Here is a 14,941-nt window from a genome sequence, read left to right on the forward strand (position 1 = left end):
CACAAACCCGCGAGGTCCTCATCGCCTCCCTCGCGATGCTGCGCACCAAGCACGCCGACCTGCCCTCCCGCAAACACGGCAACCCCCCGCAGTAAGGGCGCCCGGGCGGCCTGATCCCCCCATCCGCTCCCGGGCCCGCCAAGGACCCCCCCTTTGGTCCCCCGACCAGCGGGCCCCGACCCTTTTGGAGACATCTCTTGCACAGCACCCGGCCGTCCCTTGCGGCCGAACGCGACCCCCGGCGCTGGGTCATCCTCGGCGTGATCTGCCTGGCCCAGCTCGTCGTCCTGCTCGACAACACCGTCCTCAACGTCGCCATCCCGGTCCTGACCACCGACCTGGGCGCCAGCACCGCCGACATCCAGTGGATGATCAACGCCTACGCGCTGGTGCAGTCCGGGCTGCTGCTCACCGCGGGCAGCCTCGCCGACCGCTACGGCCGCAAACTGCTGCTGATGGCCGGACTGGTCCTGTTCGGCGCCGGATCCGCCTGGGCCGCCTTCGCGCAGGACTCCGCGCAGCTCATCGCCGCCCGCGCCGGCATGGGCGTGGGCGGCGCCCTGCTGGCCACCACCACCCTCGCCGTCATCATGCAGGTCTTCGACGACGAGGAACGGCCCCGCGCGATCGGCCTGTGGGGCGCGGTCTCCTCCCTCGGCTTCGCCGCCGGCCCCCTGCTCGGCGGCGCCCTGCTCGACCACTTCTGGTGGGGCTCGATCTTCCTGATCAACCTCCCCGTCGCCGCCCTGGGACTGCTCGCCGTCGCCCGCCTGGTGCCCGAGACGAAAAACCCCGAAGGCAAACGCCCCGACCTTCTGGGCGCCGCCCTGTCCACCCTGGGCATGGTCGGCGTCGTCTACGCGATCATCTCCGGCCCCGAACACGGCTGGACCTCACCCCAGGTCCTGCTGCCCGCCGCGGGCGGCGCACTGGCCCTGGCCGCGTTCGTGCGCTGGGAGTTGCACGTCCCCTTCCCCATGCTCGACATGGGCTTCTTCACCAACCGCCGCTTCAACGGCGCCGTCGCCGGCGGCCTGCTCGTCGCCTTCGGCATGGCCGGCTCCCTGTTCCTGCTCACCCAGCACCTCCAACTCGTCCTCGGCTACGACGCCCTGCAGGCCGGCCTGCGCACCGCGCCGCTCGCCCTGACCATCGTGTGCCTCAACCTCGCCGGCATCGGCGCGAAACTCCTCGCCCAACTCGGCGCGGCACGCAGCATCGCCCTCGGCATGAGCCTGCTGGCCGCCGGCCTGACCGCGGTGGCCGTCCTCGGCTCCGGCCCCGGCGCACACTACGGCGGCATGCTCGCCGGCCTGCTCCTGATGGGCGCCGGCATCGCCCTGGCCATGCCCGCCATGGCCACCGCCGTCATGTCCTCCATCCCGCCCGCCAAGGCAGGAGCCGGCGCCGGCGTGCAGGGCACCATCACCGAATTCGGCGGCGGCCTGGGCGTGGCGATCCTCGGCGCGATCCTCGGCTCCCGCTTCGCAGCCCACCTGCCGGGCGCGATCACCAAAACGGGCTCCCTCGACGCGGCTCTGCGCGACGCCACACCTCAGCAGGCCCCCCAGATCCACGACGCGTTCGCCGACGCGGTCAGCACCAGCCAGCTCATCGGCGCGGCCGCCGTCTTCACCGGCGGCCTGCTGGCCGCCCTCCTGCTGCACCGCGCCGACCGCGCCACGACCGCCGAGGCCGCACCCCAACCGGCCGCCCCGCAGGAGGCCACCACCCCCTGACCGCCCGGCGCAGCCCCGCCCCGGGCCCGCCGGGGCGAAGGCCCCGCCACAGCCGGGGCTCCGGCCCGCCCCGCGCCTCAAACGCCGGCGGGGCCGAAGAGGCGCCCGTGCACAGGCCGGTCGGACCCTGGCGGGACAGCGCCCGCCTGCGTGTGTGCCTCAAACGCCGGCGGGGCTGCCCGCGTCCACCCGGTTGGGGCCTGCCGGGGACATGCCGCTGCAGGGGCGCCTCACACTTTCGGCACGGCGGAAAAGGCCGCCCCCGTCGGCCGGTTGGGGCGGCCAGGACCCCCCGCGCCCGGCGGCGTGAATCGTGAAGCGGCGAGCGGGCCGGGTACCGGTCTCGTGCCGCGCGCCGGGCCCGGGGGCGACTCGCAGCCCCCGGGCCCGGCGCATCCCTGTGCGGTTCAGTGGCCGGGGGTGCCGCCCTGGCCCCAGCGGCGCGGGGGGATCGCCGACAGGGCGATCCACGTCTGGTCGCGGATGTCCTCGCCGAACACATCCACCGTGGCCTGGGTCAGACGCTCGATCAGCTCGCGTTCCGACTGCTCGTCGAGCCGGCGGTCGTAGATCTTCACCTCGATGAACGGCACAGCGCCCACCTCGCTTTCTGCTGTCCTGGCATGTCATGTGCGGGCGGCGCCCACCGGGGCCGCCGGGTCGTACGCCTCGTGCAGGGCACGGGTGACCGCCGTGACCATGTGGTCGACCTGCGCGTCGCTCAGGCCCGGATGGCACGGCAGGTTCATGTGCTCCTCGAACCAGATGCGTTCGGCCTGCGGGCACATCCCCGGCCCGTGGCCGCGCAGACGCCACTCGGGGGACAGATGGAGCGGGAAGTACCGCAGCTGCACCTCCACCCCCAGCGCGTCCAGGACGCGCACGAACCGTTCGCGCACCTGGCGGCCGCCGGTGAGGAAGAACGTGTACAGGTGGTAGGCGTGGCGGCTGTCGGGTGCCGCGCGGTGCAGCCGGGTGCCCGCCACCGTGGAGACGGCCGCATCGAGCCGGGCGGCGATCTCGCGGCGGCGGGCCACGAAACGCTCCAGCGAGGCGAGTTGTACGAGTCCCACCGCTGCTGCCGCTTCCGACATCGTGGCGTTGGTGCCCGCGGCGCGGATCCCGACCGCCCGGTGCCGGTAGACACTGTCGGCGAACTTCATCCACGGCAGCAGCGCCGGCACCTCGGCCTGCCCGGCGGGCAGCGCCGCATACACGCCGTCGGCCTCGTTGTCGCGGATCCGCAGCACCCGCTCGGCCCACTCGTCGCGCGCCAGTGTGATCATGCCGCCCTCGCCGAGGGTGGTGATGTTCTTCGTCGAGTGGAAACTGAAACAGCCGATGTCGGCCAGCGCGCCGGGCCGCCGCCCCCGGTAGCGGGCGCCCAGCGCGTGCGCGCTGTCCTCGACGACGATGATGCCGCGGCGCCGGGCCAGGGCCATGATGCGGTCCATGTCGGCCACCAGGCCGCCGTAGTGGACCAGCATGATCGCCCGCGTGCGGTCGGTGACCAGCGACTCCAGCACCACCGGGTCGATGTTCAACGTGTCGGGATCGATGTCGCAGAACCGGACCCGTATGTCGTGGTCGAGCAGCGGCTGCACGGTCGCCTGGAACGTCTGCGGCGTGGCGATCACCTCGTCCCCGGGCGCCAGGTCCAGCATCCGCACCGCCATCTCCAGCGCGACGGTACCGCTGGTGAGACTCAGCGCGTGCCGGGCACCGGTCAGCTCACGAAACCGCTCCTCGAACCTGTCGCGCCACACCCCCGACGTCAACGGACCGTCGCAGTGCACGAGTTCGGCCAAGGCCGCCAGGTCCGCCTCGCCCACGACGCTGCCGCGCCGCGCGAAGGGAACCCGGTAGCCGCCGGGCCCGGACGCGTTCACGCCGCCTCACCCCGCCCCGACGCCGCACCGGCACCGGCACCGGTGGTGGTCTGTTTGGCGGCGATGTCGGCCGCCAGCGCCTTCTTGTCGACCTTGTTGAGCCCGGTCAGCGGGAACGCGTCGACGACCTCCACATGGTCGGGAAGCTTGTAGGCGGCCAGGCCCCGCGCCCGCAGAAACCGCCGCAGCTGCGCCAGAGCGGGCGCGCTGCGCCCGGGCGCGGGCACGATGTAGGCGCAGACCTTCTCGCCCAGCACCGGATCGGGCATCGCGACGACCGCCGCCTGCTGCACATCCTCGTGCGCGCCCAGGTGCCCTTCGACCTCGGTCGCCGAGACCTTGTCGCCGCCGCGGACGACGACGTCCTTGACACGGCCCTCCACCACGATCTCCCCGGTCCCGGTGAGCCGCACCAGGTCGCCGCTGCGGTAGAACCCGTCGGCGGTGAACGCGCGCGCATTGTGCTCGGGCGCACGGTAGTAGCCGCGCAGCGTGTAGGGGCCGCGGGTCAGCAGTTCCCCGATCCCGCCCACCGCGACGGGCCGGTCCTTACCGTCCACGACCCGTATCTCGTCGCCCGGCGACACCGGCCGGCCCTGGGTGCCCAGCACCACCTCGGGCGTGTCGTCGTCGCGGGTGAACGTCAGCAGCCCCTCGGCCATCCCGAACACCTGCTGCAGCCGCACCCCCAGCTCCGGCCCGATCCGCCTCGCGACCTCCCGGTGCAGCTTGGCGCTGCCGACCTGCACCACCTGAAGACTGCTCAGGTCCCGGCCGTGATCGGTGGCCGCCGCCGCCAGCCACAGGTGCACGATCGTGGGGATCAGCGAGGTCAGCGTGACACGTTCGCGTTCGATCAGCGCGAAACACTCCTCGGGCTGCGCGCTCAAGCCGAACACCACCCGCCCCCCGCTGTGCAGGGTGCCCAGGATGCCGGGGCAGCCGAAGGGGAAGTTGAACTCGGCCGGCAGCACCGCCAGATACACACTGCCCTGGTCCAGGCCGCAGATCTGGGCGGTGACCCGGCTCTGGTAGGCGTAGTCGTCGTGGGTGCGCGGGATCAGCTTCGGCAACGCCGTCGTGCCCCCCGACAGCAGGAAGAACGCCACCTGCGAGGCGTCCGGCTCGGGCAGCGGCCGCGGATCGCCGTCCACCTCGGACAGCCACCTCCAGCCCTCCCCGGCCTTGGGGGTGTCCGGGTCCGCGGCGGTGGCGCCGGTGACGAACACGTGCCGCAGCTGCGGATGCTCACCGCGCATCCGCACCGCGAGCTCCCGGTGGTCGAAACCGTTGAACGAGGCGGGCACGATGTAGGCGCAGGCCCCCGACAGCCGCAGCAGATGCCCGATCTCGTTGCTGCGGTAGGCGGGCAGCGCGAACACCGGCAGCGCCCCGAGGCGGAACAGCGCGAAGCAGACCGCGACGAACTCCGGCGTGTTCGGCAGCTGCACCAGCACCCGGTCGCCGGCGCCCACCCCCCGCCCGGCGAACCCGGCCGCGAGCCGGTCGCACCAGCCGTCAAGGTCCCGGTAGGTGATACGGCGGCGCCCGTCCGCGCTGATCAGCGCCTCCCGCTCGCCATAGGAGTCGGCCCACTGACCCAGCAGCCGGCCCAGCGGCTCACCGCGCCAGTACCCGGCCTGTCGGTACCTGGCGGCCAGTTCGGCGGGCCAGGGAACGCATCCGTCCAGCATCGTGGGTCCTTTCCCCTCTCGTCCCTCGCGTCGCGCCCAGTGTCATCAGCGCCGTTGACACGCCGCTGATGCGCCGCACCACCGACGCCGCGTTCCGTCAGGCGCCGCACCACGCCGCGTTCCGTCAGGCGCCGCACCACGCCGCGTTCCGTCAGGCGCCGATCAGGGCGGCGTCAGCCGGCCGGGACACGATGAGCGCCGCACGGCCCGGCCACCCCCGGGTACCGGCGACACGACGCGATCAAGGGGGAGCACCCGATGGAGACCTGGGTCCTGAGCCGGCACGATGTCGCCGAGGTGGTGGCGGCGGTCGGGCGCGATGCGCTGATGCGCCGCATCATCGACCGGCTCGCCCAGGGCCTGGCACAGGTCGGCCGCGGCGAGCGGCACCTGTCCCCGCTGCGCGGCGGGTTCGAACGCCACACCCCGCAGCCCGGCGTCTGGGAGTGGATGCCGCACCGCGAGCCGGGCGAGCACATCACCCTCAAAACCGTCGGCTACAGCCCCGCCAACCCCGCCCGCTTCGACCTGCCGACCATCGTGGGCACCGTCGCCCGCTACGACGACACCACCGGCGCGCTGACCGCCCTGATGGACGGGGTGCTGCTCACCGCCCTGCGCACCGGCGCCGCCTCCGCCGTCGCCTCCCGCCTGCTGGCCCGCCCCGGCAGCCGCACCCTGGGACTGATCGGCGCCGGCGCCCAGGCCGTCACCCAACTGCATGCCCTGTCCCTCGTCTTCCCCCTCGAGCGGGTGCTGGTGTGGGACAGCGAAGCGGCCCACCGCGCCGGCTTCGCGCGCCGTGCCGCGTTCACCGGCGTGCCCGTCGAGATCGCCCCGCCGCCCACGATCGCCGCGCAGGCCGACCTCATCACCACCGCCACCTCCGTGCCCGCCGGCCAGGGCCCCGTCCTGCCCGACGCGAACACCCGGCCGCACCTGCACATCAACGCCGTGGGCGCCGACCTGGTCGGCAAGACGGAACTGCCGCTGAGCCTGCTGCGCCGCGCCCACGTCCACGCCGACCATCCCGAACAGGCCCTGCGCGAGGGCGAATGCCAGCGCCTGCCGGCCCGCGACCTGGCCCCGGCGCTGGCCGACCTGTGCGCCGACCCCGAGCGCGCCGCCCCCCACCAAGGCGCCCTGACCGTCTTCGACTCGACCGGCTTCGCCCTGCTCGACGCCCTGGCGATGGAGGTGTTCCTGGAGGTCGCCGCCGAACGGGATCTGGGCATGCGGCTGCCGATCGAGCACCACCCGGCCGACGCCCTCGACCCCTACGCCCCCCACCCCCACACCCAACCGCAGGCCCGCAACCGGGCCCTGGCTGTGTTCCCGGCCCGCTGACCACACCCCGCGAGGAGAGCACGATGCCCCCCACCACCGCGCCCGCCGCCCGGCCCACGGTCGCCGACGGCGGCAGCGACCTGTTCGCCTGGCTGGCCGCCATGCGCCGAAGCCATCCCGTCCACGAGGACGAGTACGGCGCCTTCCACGTCTTCCGCCACGCCGACGTCCTCGCCGTCAGCTCCGACCCCCAGCTCTACTCCTCCCAGCTCAGCCGGCTGCGCCCGCAGTCCACGGCGCTGAGCGAACAGATCCTGTCGGTGATCGACCCGCCCGTGCACCGCACCCTGCGCCGCCTGGTCAGCCAGGCCTTCACCCCGCGCACGGTCGCCGACCTTCAGCCGCGGATCACCGACGTGGCCGCCCAGCTCCTCGACGACATCGACGGCGACACCTTCGATCTGGTCACCGACTTCGCCTACCCGCTGCCGGTGATCGTGATCGCCGAACTCCTCGGCGTGCCCGCAGCCGACCGCGCCCTGTTCCACTCCTGGTCGCAGAAGATGCTGCAGATGCAGGTCGCCGACCCGGCCGACATGCAGTTCGGCGACGAGGCCGGCGAGGACTACCAACGGCTCGTCAAACAACCCCTGCGCGACCTGCACGCCTACCTCCAGGAGCATGTCACCGACCGCAGGGCCCGCCCCGGCGGCACCGACCTGATCTCGGAACTGGTCACCGCCCGCGTCGAGGGCGAACAGCTCAGCGACACCCAGATCGTCGAGTTCGGCGCCCTGCTGCTGATGGCCGGCCACGTCTCCACCTCCATGCTGCTCGGCAACACCGTGCTGTGCCTGGCCGACAACCCCGAAGCCGAGGCCGCCGCCCGCGCCGAGCGCAGCCTGATCGGGCAGGTCGTCGAGGAAGTGCTGCGGATGCGGCCGCCGATCACCGTCATGGCCCGCGTCACCACCCGTGACACCGTCCTGGCCGGCACCCCCGTCCCCGCCGGGCGCATGGTCGTGCCCTCCCTGCTGTCCGCCAACCACGACGAGCAGGTCTTCCCCGACCCCGAACGCTTCGACCCGCACCGCTTCGACGCCGAACGGGCCACGGGACGCCAGATCGCCTTCGGCCACGGCATCCACTACTGCCTGGGCGCCCCGCTGGCCCGCCTGGAGGGCCGCATCGCCCTCGAGGCCCTCTTCGACCGCTTCACCGACCTCACCATCACTGCCGGCGCACCACTGCGCTACCACCGCGACGGGCTGTTCGGTGTGCGGAACCTGCCGCTGACCGTACGGCGACGCTGACACGAAAGGGGGCACCCGGTGCGCACCGTGCGAACCCTGCTGATCGACAACTACGACTCGTTCACCTACAACCTCTTCCAGATGCTGGCCGAGGTGAACGGGAGGGAACCCCTCGTCGTCAAGAACGACGACGAGGACACCTGGGCGGCCCTGCACGTGGGCGACTTCGACAACATCGTCGTCTCACCCGGACCCGGCCACCCCGCCACCGACACCGATGTGGGCCTCAGCCGCCGCGCCCTGACCGAATGGGACCTGCCGCTGCTCGGCGTGTGCCTGGGCCACCAGGCCCTGTGCCTGCTCGCCGGCGCCGTCGTCGGCCACGCACCCGAACCGGTCCACGGCCGCACCAGCGAGGTCCACCACGACGGCAGCGGCCTGTTCGCGCACATCCCCTCACCGCTGACCGTGGTGCGCTACCACTCGCTGAGCGTGCACAGCCTGCCCGCCGGCATCGAGGCCACCGCCCACACCCGCGACGGCGTCCTGATGGCCGTACGCCACCGCAGCCGCCCCCGCTACGGCGTGCAGTTCCACCCCGAATCGATCAGCAGCCAGTACGGCCACCGGATGCTCGCCAACTTCCGCGACCTGTCCCTGCGCGCCCGCGGCCGCCGCCCGGCCGGCACCGAACGCCTCTTCACCCCCGGGCCCGCCCCCACCACCCCCGTGCCGGCGGGAGCGCCGGCACGGGGCCCGTACCGGCTGCATGTGCGCGAGGTGGACCACCTGCCCGACGCCCACGCCGCCTTCACGGCCCTGTTCGGCCAAAGCCAGGCCCGCTTCTGGCTCGACAGCAGCCGGATCGAACCGGGCCTGTCCCGCTTCACGTTCCTCGGCGCACCCGCCGGCCCGCTCGGCGAGATCCTCACCTACCACACGCACGAGCAGGCCGTGCACGTGCGCGACCACCACGGCACCACCAGCCGCCACCCCGGCACCCTCTTCGACCACCTCCAGCACCAGCTGGCCGCCCGCGCACTGCCCGCCACCGGCCTGCCCTTCGAGTTCAACCTCGGCTACGTCGGCTACCTCGGCTACGAGACCAAGGCCGACAGCGGCGGCACCGCCGCCCACCACGCCGACACCCCCGACGGGGCGTTCGTGTTCGCCGACCGGATGCTCGCCCTCGACCACGCCGGCCACCGCGCCTGGCTCCTGGCCCTCAGCAGCACCCGCCAGACGGCCGGCGCACAGCAGGCCGAGCAGTGGCTCACCGACGCCGCCCGCACACTGGCCGCCACCACCCCCGAGCCCCCCTTCACCCTCCTCGCCGACACCGAACTGCCCGACCTGGACGTCCAGTACCGCCACAGCCTGCCCCGCTACCGCAACCTGGTCGAACAGTGCCGCCGCCTCATCGCCGACGGCGAAACCTACGAGGTGTGCCTGACGAACATGCTGCGCGTGCCCGGCCGGATCGACCCGCTCACCGCCTACCGCGCCCTGCGCACCATCAGCCCCGCCCCCTACGCCGCCTACCTGCACTTCCCCCACTTCGCGGTCCTCAGCTCCTCACCCGAACGGTTCCTGCGCATCGACGCCGCCGGATGGGCCGAGTCCAAACCCATCAAGGGCACCCGCCCCCGCGGCGCCGGCCCCGCCGAGGACGCCGCCATCGCCCGCGCCCTGGCCGCCGCCGAGAAGGACCGCAGCGAAAACCTGATGATCGTCGACCTGGTCCGCAACGACCTCGGCCAGGTCTGCGACATCGGCTCCGTGCACGTCCCCGGCCTGTTCCAGGTCGAGACCTACGCCAGCGTGCACCAACTGGTCAGCACCGTCCGCGGACACCTGGCGCCCGGCGTCTCCCGCCCCGCCGCCGTCCGGGCCGCCTTCCCCGGCGGATCGATGACCGGCGCCCCCAAAGTGCGCACCATGCAGTTCATCGACCACCTCGAGAACGGGCCACGCGGCGTGTACTCCGGAGCGCTCGGCTACTTCGCCCTCAGCGGCGCGAGTGATCTCAGCATCGTCATCCGCACCATCGTCGCCACCGACCAGGCGGCCACCATCGGCGTGGGCGGCGCCATCGTCGCCCTGTCCGACCCGGACGAGGAGGTCCGCGAGATGCTCCTCAAGGCGCAGACCACCCTCACCGCACTGCGCCAGGCCCACGCCCTGGCCGGCACCCCGGGCCGCGAACTGCTGGCCGGCAGCCTGCGGTGAACCCCGCCGAGCCGGCCGCCACCGCTCACCGCAGCCGGTCGAACATCTGCGCACACACACGGGCCAGCTCCGGGCCCTGGTCGCCCAGCACCGAGCGCACCTCGGCGAACAACTCCTCGAACCCCGCCTCGCCGCCGGCCACCGCCCGCCCCACCCGCTCCAGCCCCCGGCCCACCGCCCGGCGCGCGGCCTGCGCACCGGGGTTGGCGGCCTGGATGTCGAAATACACCTCCGGCGTGCCCGACGTGATCCGCGCCAACAGCGCCAACAGCGCCAGATGCGGCGGCGGGGCACTGGCCCGCAGCGCCGCCACATCCACCGACAGCTCACCCAGCGCCAGCCCGAACGCCAGCACCGCGGCATGCGTGGCCACCTGCTGGGCAGCCGTCAGCGCATCGTGCTCGGCCGCCGACATCTCCACCACCCGCGCCCCGAAACCGGCCACCAGCTCCACCAGCGCCCGCACCCCGGGCCCGCCGCTCACCGTCACCGCCGCCACCACACGGCCCGCCCACCCCAGCGACGGCGCGAACATCGGATTCAACCCCACCCACTGCACCCCGGGCGCCTGCTCGCGCAGCCGCTCCGCGATCCGGCTCTTGACCGACAGCGTGTCCGCCAGCACCGCCCCCGGCCGCATCACCGCCGCCAGCGGCGCCACCGCCTCCAAAGCCACCGGCTCCGGCACCGCCAGCACCACCACATCCGCCCGCGCCAGCACCGCCACCGCATCCGGCCCCGGACACCGCACATCCCCGGCCACCGCCGAACCCCCCGCCGCCACGGCCACATCCAGGCACGTCACCGCCACCCCCGCATCCGCCAGCGACCGCCCCAACAGCCGGCCCACCTCACCCGCGCCGCCCACCACCACAGCGTGCCCGAACACCACCCGACCCCCTTCACCACTCACCTCGACCGGCCCCCTTTCGCGGAGGAACACCCATGCCCCAGCCCCTGCCCCAGGCCCCCCCGGCACCCGCGCCCGCCGTGCACGGCGACGACCTCGACCAGCTGCGCGCCCGCCTGGACCGCACCGACACCGCCCTGCTCGACGCCGTCCGCGAACGCCTGCAGATCTGCCTGCGCATCGGCGAGTACAAACGCCTCCACCAGGTCCCGATGATGCAGCCGCACCGCATCGCCACCGTGCACGCCAACGCCGCCCGCTACGCCGCCGAACACGGCATCGACCCCGCCTTCCTGCGCACCCTGTACGACACGATCATCACCGAGACCTGCCGGCTCGAGGACGAGTGGATCGCCCGCGGCGCACGCCCGGCGGCGCAGGCCGGCCGATGAACACCACGCCCGCATCCGCCCCCACGCCCGCATCCGCCTCCACCCTCGGCCAGGCGCTGCGCGAGGCCCAGGGCCAACTCGCCGGCGCCGGGATCACCGCCACCACCGCCCAGGCCGATGCCCGGCTGCTGGCCGCACACGCCTGCAACGTCGCCCCCGCCGACCTGGACGCCCACCTCGCCGGCCCCGTCCCGCCCCGCTTCTGGCCCTGCATCGAACGCCGCCTGGCCCGCGAACCCGCCGAACGCATCGTCGGCCACGCCTACTTCATGGGCCACCGCTTCGACCTGGCCCCCGGCGTGTTCGTCCCCAAACCCGAAACCGAAGAGATCACCAAGGACGCCATCGCCCGCCTGAACGCCCTGACCGACGCGGGCACCGCCACGCCCGTCGTCGTCGACCTGTGCGCCGGACCCGGCACCATGGCCGTCACCATCGCCCGCCACGTGCCCGCCGCCCAGGTCCACGGCATCGAACTCTCCCAGGCCGCCGCCCGCGCCGCCCGCCGCAACGCCCGCGGCACCGGCGCCCGCATCGTCCAGGGCGACGCCCGCGACGCCTTCCCCGACCTCGACGGAACCGTCGACCTCGTCGTCACCAACCCCCCCTACATCCCCATCGGACTGCGCACCTCCAGCCCCGAAGTCCTCGGCTACGACCCGCCCCTGGCCCTGTGGGCCGGCGAGGGCGGCCTCTCCATGATCCGCGCCATGGAACTGACCGCGAGCCGACTGCTCGCACCCGGCGGCGTCCTGCTCCTCGAACACGGCTCCTACCAACTCCACTCCGTCCCCCGCCTGTTCGCCGCCACCGGCCGCTGGAGCCACGCCACCTCCCGCCCCACCTGCAACGACGGCTGCCTGACCGCCATCCGCAACCACACCCCACCACCCCCCGCCTGACCTGCCGTCACCCCGACCCTACCAACACCAAACCGACCGTGCCGTTTCTGCTCATGGGTTGCGCCCAGTACCCTCCCCGGCCCGGCGGCCCGAACAGGACATGGCCGCGGCCGCTCCGGCCGGCCGCATGACAACCCGCCCCCGCATGAGCGAACGGCTCGAGCACGGGCGGTAGTCGGCGTGAGAGCGCAGAGGCGTTGAACCGGTGTGACCTCGCGGTGGGCGAGATCCGGCGGCTACGCCCGTGTGGTGTGGCTGAAGCCGAGGGAGGTCAGTCCTTCGGCCCGGCACAGCCGGTCGGAGGCACCGCCGGCCTCGGTCTGGAGGAGCTGGTAGGCGGCGCCGTGGGATTGGCCCCAGTGCATCGCGGCCCGCCACAGGATCCGGCCCAGGCCCCGTCCTCGGGCTTCGGGCAGGACGGCGAAGTACTGGGGCATGAGACGGGGGCATCCGATGGCGTCGGGGCGTACGGCCATCCGCACCATGCTCGCCAAGCGCGCTTCGTCCCTTCACCTGGGCCAGTGCGGTCACGAGCAGCAGGCGTCAGCCGCCCAGCAGTCCCTCGTCCACCTCCGGGCCGCCCAACAGCAGGCCGCCCGGCCGGCCCTCGCCCAGCTCGCCGCACGCGCCCCGAGTCCCCAAGCGCGGGACCGGCTCGCCGCAGCCGTCCGAGCCATGATCCCCGAGCACGCACACGCATCCTCGCCGACCCGGCTTGGCCCGCGCTGGCGACCGCTCTCGCCCAGGCCGAGTCCGCTGGCACCTCGCCCCGCCGGGCCTTGGCCGACCTGCCCGGGCAACGAGACTCGACACCGCGGACCGACAGGCCGAAATCCTGGTCTGGCGCTTGCGGACGCCACCGCCGTGCGAGTCAGCCAGCGAGCTCGGAGCGCGGCCACCCGTAGTACTCGCAGCACCCGCCTGACGACGAACACGGGCGCACCCGTTCCGGTCGTGCAGCCGCAACCGGCGGACGTGAAACGCCCGCGTCCAGGTCGCTGACGTGGACCTTCCCATGCTGGAAGCTACCGTCGCGCTTCAGCGAGGAGCGCGACGGCAGCACGTGGGGGAGGCAGGGCTGCTCAGGGGTGCAGCCTCTTCACCATGACCGCGTACACCGGGGAGTCGGCGAAGGGCTGCTGCTCGCCCGCCTTCTGGTAGCCCCACGTCTCGTACAGGTTTTTCACCTTCGGGTGTGTCACGTCGACCAAGAGCACCGCGAGATCTTCGCCGCGTTCCTTCAGCAGGGATTCGTGGAGCCGTTCCGAGATCCCCTGCCTCCGCCACTGCGGGCGCACCATGACCTCGGAGACGGCGTAGGTCGCGGTGTACCCGTTGTTCGGCGCGAACGTGGTGGAGCGCCACCACTCACGGCCCGGCTGGAGCGGGGCGCCGTACGCGAAGCCGGTCGGCTCGTCGCCGTCGAAGGCGACGACGCAGGTGAAGCCGTCCATCCCTGACCAGTGATCGACGAACCACGGGAACCGCTGGTTGAACTCGTCGTCCATCGCATCGGCGTAGGCGTCGGCGTGCACATCGATCAGCATCTCCTTGAAGCCCTCGGGGAGGCTTCCCTGTCCGTAGTGCCGCAGGTCGATCACCCTGGTCACGTTCGACTCCATTCATCTCGCATTCGGTCTGCCCAGTCGCGGGCGCACGTCGTCGACGGCGCCAGCCGGAACAGGTCTCGGTGGAAGTCTCCGATCAGGGTGCGCATGCGCCCGGGCAGTGGAGCGCCCTCCATGATCGTGAAGACGGTGGCCGCGGTCGCCGTGGCCTGCTCGGGCTCGCCCTGGCGGAGTTGCGCCAGGGCGAGCTGGCAGGTGGCCAGCGCGCGGTTGCGCTGGAACTCCGCCGGGATCTTGGCCAGGGCTCGGTGCGCCATCGCCTCGGCTTCGGCGGGCTCCCCGTTGTGGTTGAGGATGATCGCCGCGAGGTGGTTGAGTTCGGCCGGCCCGTAGAACGCGGTCCATCGGGGACGCTCGTCCTCGGCCGCCTTCCGGTAGTTCTCCTGCGCTGCGCCCAGGGCCCGCCGGGCGGCCCGCAGGTCCCCCAGCGACGAGTGGGCGAGCGCGAGACGGACGCGGCCCATGGAGCCGAAGAACGGATCCCTGCGGGCGGCAGGGGAGGCGTTGGCCGCCTGCGCGGCCGCGAGCTGTTCCGGCCAGTTCTTCCGCTGGTAGGCGAGCATGGCCATGTTGACCCACACGCGCATGCCCGTGGGCGGGTCCTGGGAGAGGCCGGCGAACGTGGACGACTCGTGCAGGTACGTCCGGGCCTTGTCCAGGTCGCGTAGGTCGATGCACGACCAGGCGGCGACGGTGGTGAACTCGGCCGCGAGTGCGTACAGGGCACGACGCACACGTTCGCTGGCGTTCCGCTGCTGAAGCTCCAGCACCTGGGCGCGAGCTTCGAGGGCTGCGGTCGCCAGGGAGGCGTGTCCGCCCTGGCGGTCGTCGGCCTCCACGAGCTGGTTCATGCCGGCCGATGCTCGGGCCACGTCCGTCATGCCTACCGACCGACGTTGCTTGACCACCGGAACGGCTGCGGCTGCCGTTCCGGTGGCGGAAGCGATGAAGTCGCGACGCCGCACGGGGCCCTCCGGGGGATGTTGCATGGAGCTGGGTGCGCTGAACCCTAAGTCCG

At 72.9% G+C, this 14,941-nt stretch carries 13 protein-coding genes and 1 pseudogene; 6 read left to right on the top strand and 8 right to left on the bottom strand.

Translation table 11 applies throughout. The annotated features are described in order from the left end of the window. The first annotated feature begins 197 nt into the window (after positions 1–197). Positions 198–1,739: an MFS transporter gene (locus ACZ4SA_RS23220; protein WP_468277611.1), complete on the top strand. Its 1,542-nt coding sequence runs from the start codon at positions 198–200 to the stop codon at positions 1,737–1,739. A gap of 407 nt (positions 1,740–2,146) precedes the next feature. On the opposite strand, the gene ACZ4SA_RS23225 is transcribed toward ACZ4SA_RS23220, so the two are convergent. Genes ACZ4SA_RS23225 through ACZ4SA_RS23235 form a run of 3 tightly spaced genes read right to left on the bottom strand, consistent with a single transcriptional unit; the run spans position 2,147 to position 5,322 of the window. Then, entirely contained in the window at positions 2,147–2,332 is a 186-nt protein-coding gene (locus tag ACZ4SA_RS23225) for a tautomerase family protein (RefSeq protein ID WP_403869107.1), read from the bottom strand. A 33-nt stretch (positions 2,333–2,365) separates the two neighbouring features. Beyond that, positions 2,366–3,628, bottom strand: coding sequence for a DegT/DnrJ/EryC1/StrS family aminotransferase (locus ACZ4SA_RS23230; RefSeq protein ID WP_468277614.1), 1,263 nt, complete (start codon positions 3,626–3,628; stop codon positions 2,366–2,368). Beyond that, positions 3,625–5,322 carry a (2,3-dihydroxybenzoyl)adenylate synthase gene (locus ACZ4SA_RS23235; RefSeq protein WP_468277616.1) on the bottom strand — a complete coding sequence of 566 codons (1,698 nt, stop codon included), beginning with the start codon at positions 5,320–5,322 and terminating at the stop codon, positions 3,625–3,627. Before ACZ4SA_RS23235 ends, ACZ4SA_RS23230 begins: the two co-directional genes overlap by 4 nt. A gap of 258 nt (positions 5,323–5,580) precedes the next feature. Between ACZ4SA_RS23235 and ACZ4SA_RS23240 the strand changes: the two genes are divergently transcribed. Genes ACZ4SA_RS23240 through pabB form a run of 3 tightly spaced genes read left to right on the top strand, consistent with a single transcriptional unit; the run spans position 5,581 to position 10,091 of the window. Then, a complete protein-coding gene (locus ACZ4SA_RS23240) occupies positions 5,581–6,669 on the top strand; it encodes an ornithine cyclodeaminase family protein (protein ID WP_468277619.1) in 1,089 nt (362 codons plus the stop codon). Positions 6,670–6,692: 23 nt separating this feature from the next. Beyond that, the gene (locus ACZ4SA_RS23245; protein ID WP_468277621.1) at positions 6,693–7,922 is read left to right on the top strand and encodes a cytochrome P450; all 1,230 of its coding nucleotides are present in this window, start codon (positions 6,693–6,695) and stop codon (positions 7,920–7,922) included. Positions 7,923–7,940: 18 nt separating this feature from the next. Then, a complete protein-coding gene (gene pabB / locus ACZ4SA_RS23250; RefSeq protein WP_468277623.1) occupies positions 7,941–10,091 on the top strand; it encodes an aminodeoxychorismate synthase component I in 2,151 nt (716 codons plus the stop codon). Positions 10,092–10,116: 25 nt separating this feature from the next. Here the strand turns inward: pabB and ACZ4SA_RS23255 are convergent, their stop codons facing one another. Continuing rightward, entirely contained in the window at positions 10,117–10,983 is an 867-nt protein-coding gene (locus tag ACZ4SA_RS23255) for a prephenate dehydrogenase/arogenate dehydrogenase family protein (protein ID WP_468277625.1), read from the bottom strand. Positions 10,984–11,036: 53 nt separating this feature from the next. Here ACZ4SA_RS23255 and ACZ4SA_RS23260 point away from each other — a divergent pair, with 53 nt between their 5' ends. Both ACZ4SA_RS23260 and ACZ4SA_RS23265 read left to right on the top strand, forming a co-directional pair. Then, a complete protein-coding gene (locus tag ACZ4SA_RS23260; RefSeq protein ID WP_468277627.1) occupies positions 11,037–11,393 on the top strand; it encodes a chorismate mutase family protein in 357 nt (118 codons plus the stop codon). Further along, positions 11,390–12,295 carry a N5-glutamine methyltransferase family protein gene (locus tag ACZ4SA_RS23265; RefSeq protein ID WP_468277629.1) on the top strand — a complete coding sequence of 302 codons (906 nt, stop codon included), beginning with the start codon at positions 11,390–11,392 and terminating at the stop codon, positions 12,293–12,295. Before ACZ4SA_RS23260 ends, ACZ4SA_RS23265 begins: the two co-directional genes overlap by 4 nt. Before the next feature lie 236 nt (positions 12,296–12,531). Here ACZ4SA_RS23265 and ACZ4SA_RS23270 read toward each other — a convergent pair. The 4 genes and pseudogenes from ACZ4SA_RS23270 to ACZ4SA_RS23285 form a co-directional block, all read right to left on the bottom strand. Next, positions 12,532–12,771: pseudogene (locus tag ACZ4SA_RS23270) on the bottom strand (GNAT family N-acetyltransferase); the annotation flags it as partial. A gap of 67 nt (positions 12,772–12,838) precedes the next feature. Beyond that, entirely contained in the window at positions 12,839–12,985 is a 147-nt protein-coding gene (locus ACZ4SA_RS23275; RefSeq protein WP_468277632.1) for a hypothetical protein, read from the bottom strand. A 392-nt stretch (positions 12,986–13,377) separates the two neighbouring features. Continuing rightward, a complete protein-coding gene (locus tag ACZ4SA_RS23280) occupies positions 13,378–13,905 on the bottom strand; it encodes a GNAT family N-acetyltransferase (RefSeq protein WP_468277635.1) in 528 nt (175 codons plus the stop codon). Beyond that, positions 13,902–14,774: an XRE family transcriptional regulator gene (locus ACZ4SA_RS23285; RefSeq protein WP_468277785.1), complete on the bottom strand. Its 873-nt coding sequence runs from the start codon at positions 14,772–14,774 to the stop codon at positions 13,902–13,904. Before ACZ4SA_RS23285 ends, ACZ4SA_RS23280 begins: the two co-directional genes overlap by 4 nt. Between the last annotated feature and the right edge of the window lie 167 nt (positions 14,775–14,941).

The sequence above is a fragment of the Streptomyces sp. NPDC027962 genome (assembly GCF_055566095.1).

What these genes read in the sequence shown, in the direction of transcription:
- ACZ4SA_RS23235 (WP_468277616.1), bottom strand. Translation starts at nt 5,322, where the DNA reads ATGCTGGACGGATGCGTTCCCTGGCCCGCCGAACTGGCCGCCAGGTAC.
- ACZ4SA_RS23240 (WP_468277619.1), top strand. Translation starts at nt 5,581, where the DNA reads ATGGAGACCTGGGTCCTGAGCCGGCACGATGTCGCCGAGGTGGTGGCG.
- ACZ4SA_RS23245 (WP_468277621.1), top strand. Translation starts at nt 6,693, where the DNA reads ATGCCCCCCACCACCGCGCCCGCCGCCCGGCCCACGGTCGCCGACGGC.
- ACZ4SA_RS23260 (WP_468277627.1), top strand. Translation starts at nt 11,037, where the DNA reads ATGCCCCAGCCCCTGCCCCAGGCCCCCCCGGCACCCGCGCCCGCCGTG.
- ACZ4SA_RS23265 (WP_468277629.1), top strand. Translation starts at nt 11,390, where the DNA reads ATGAACACCACGCCCGCATCCGCCCCCACGCCCGCATCCGCCTCCACC.
- ACZ4SA_RS23285 (WP_468277785.1), bottom strand. Translation starts at nt 14,774, where the DNA reads ATGAACCAGCTCGTGGAGGCCGACGACCGCCAGGGCGGACACGCCTCC.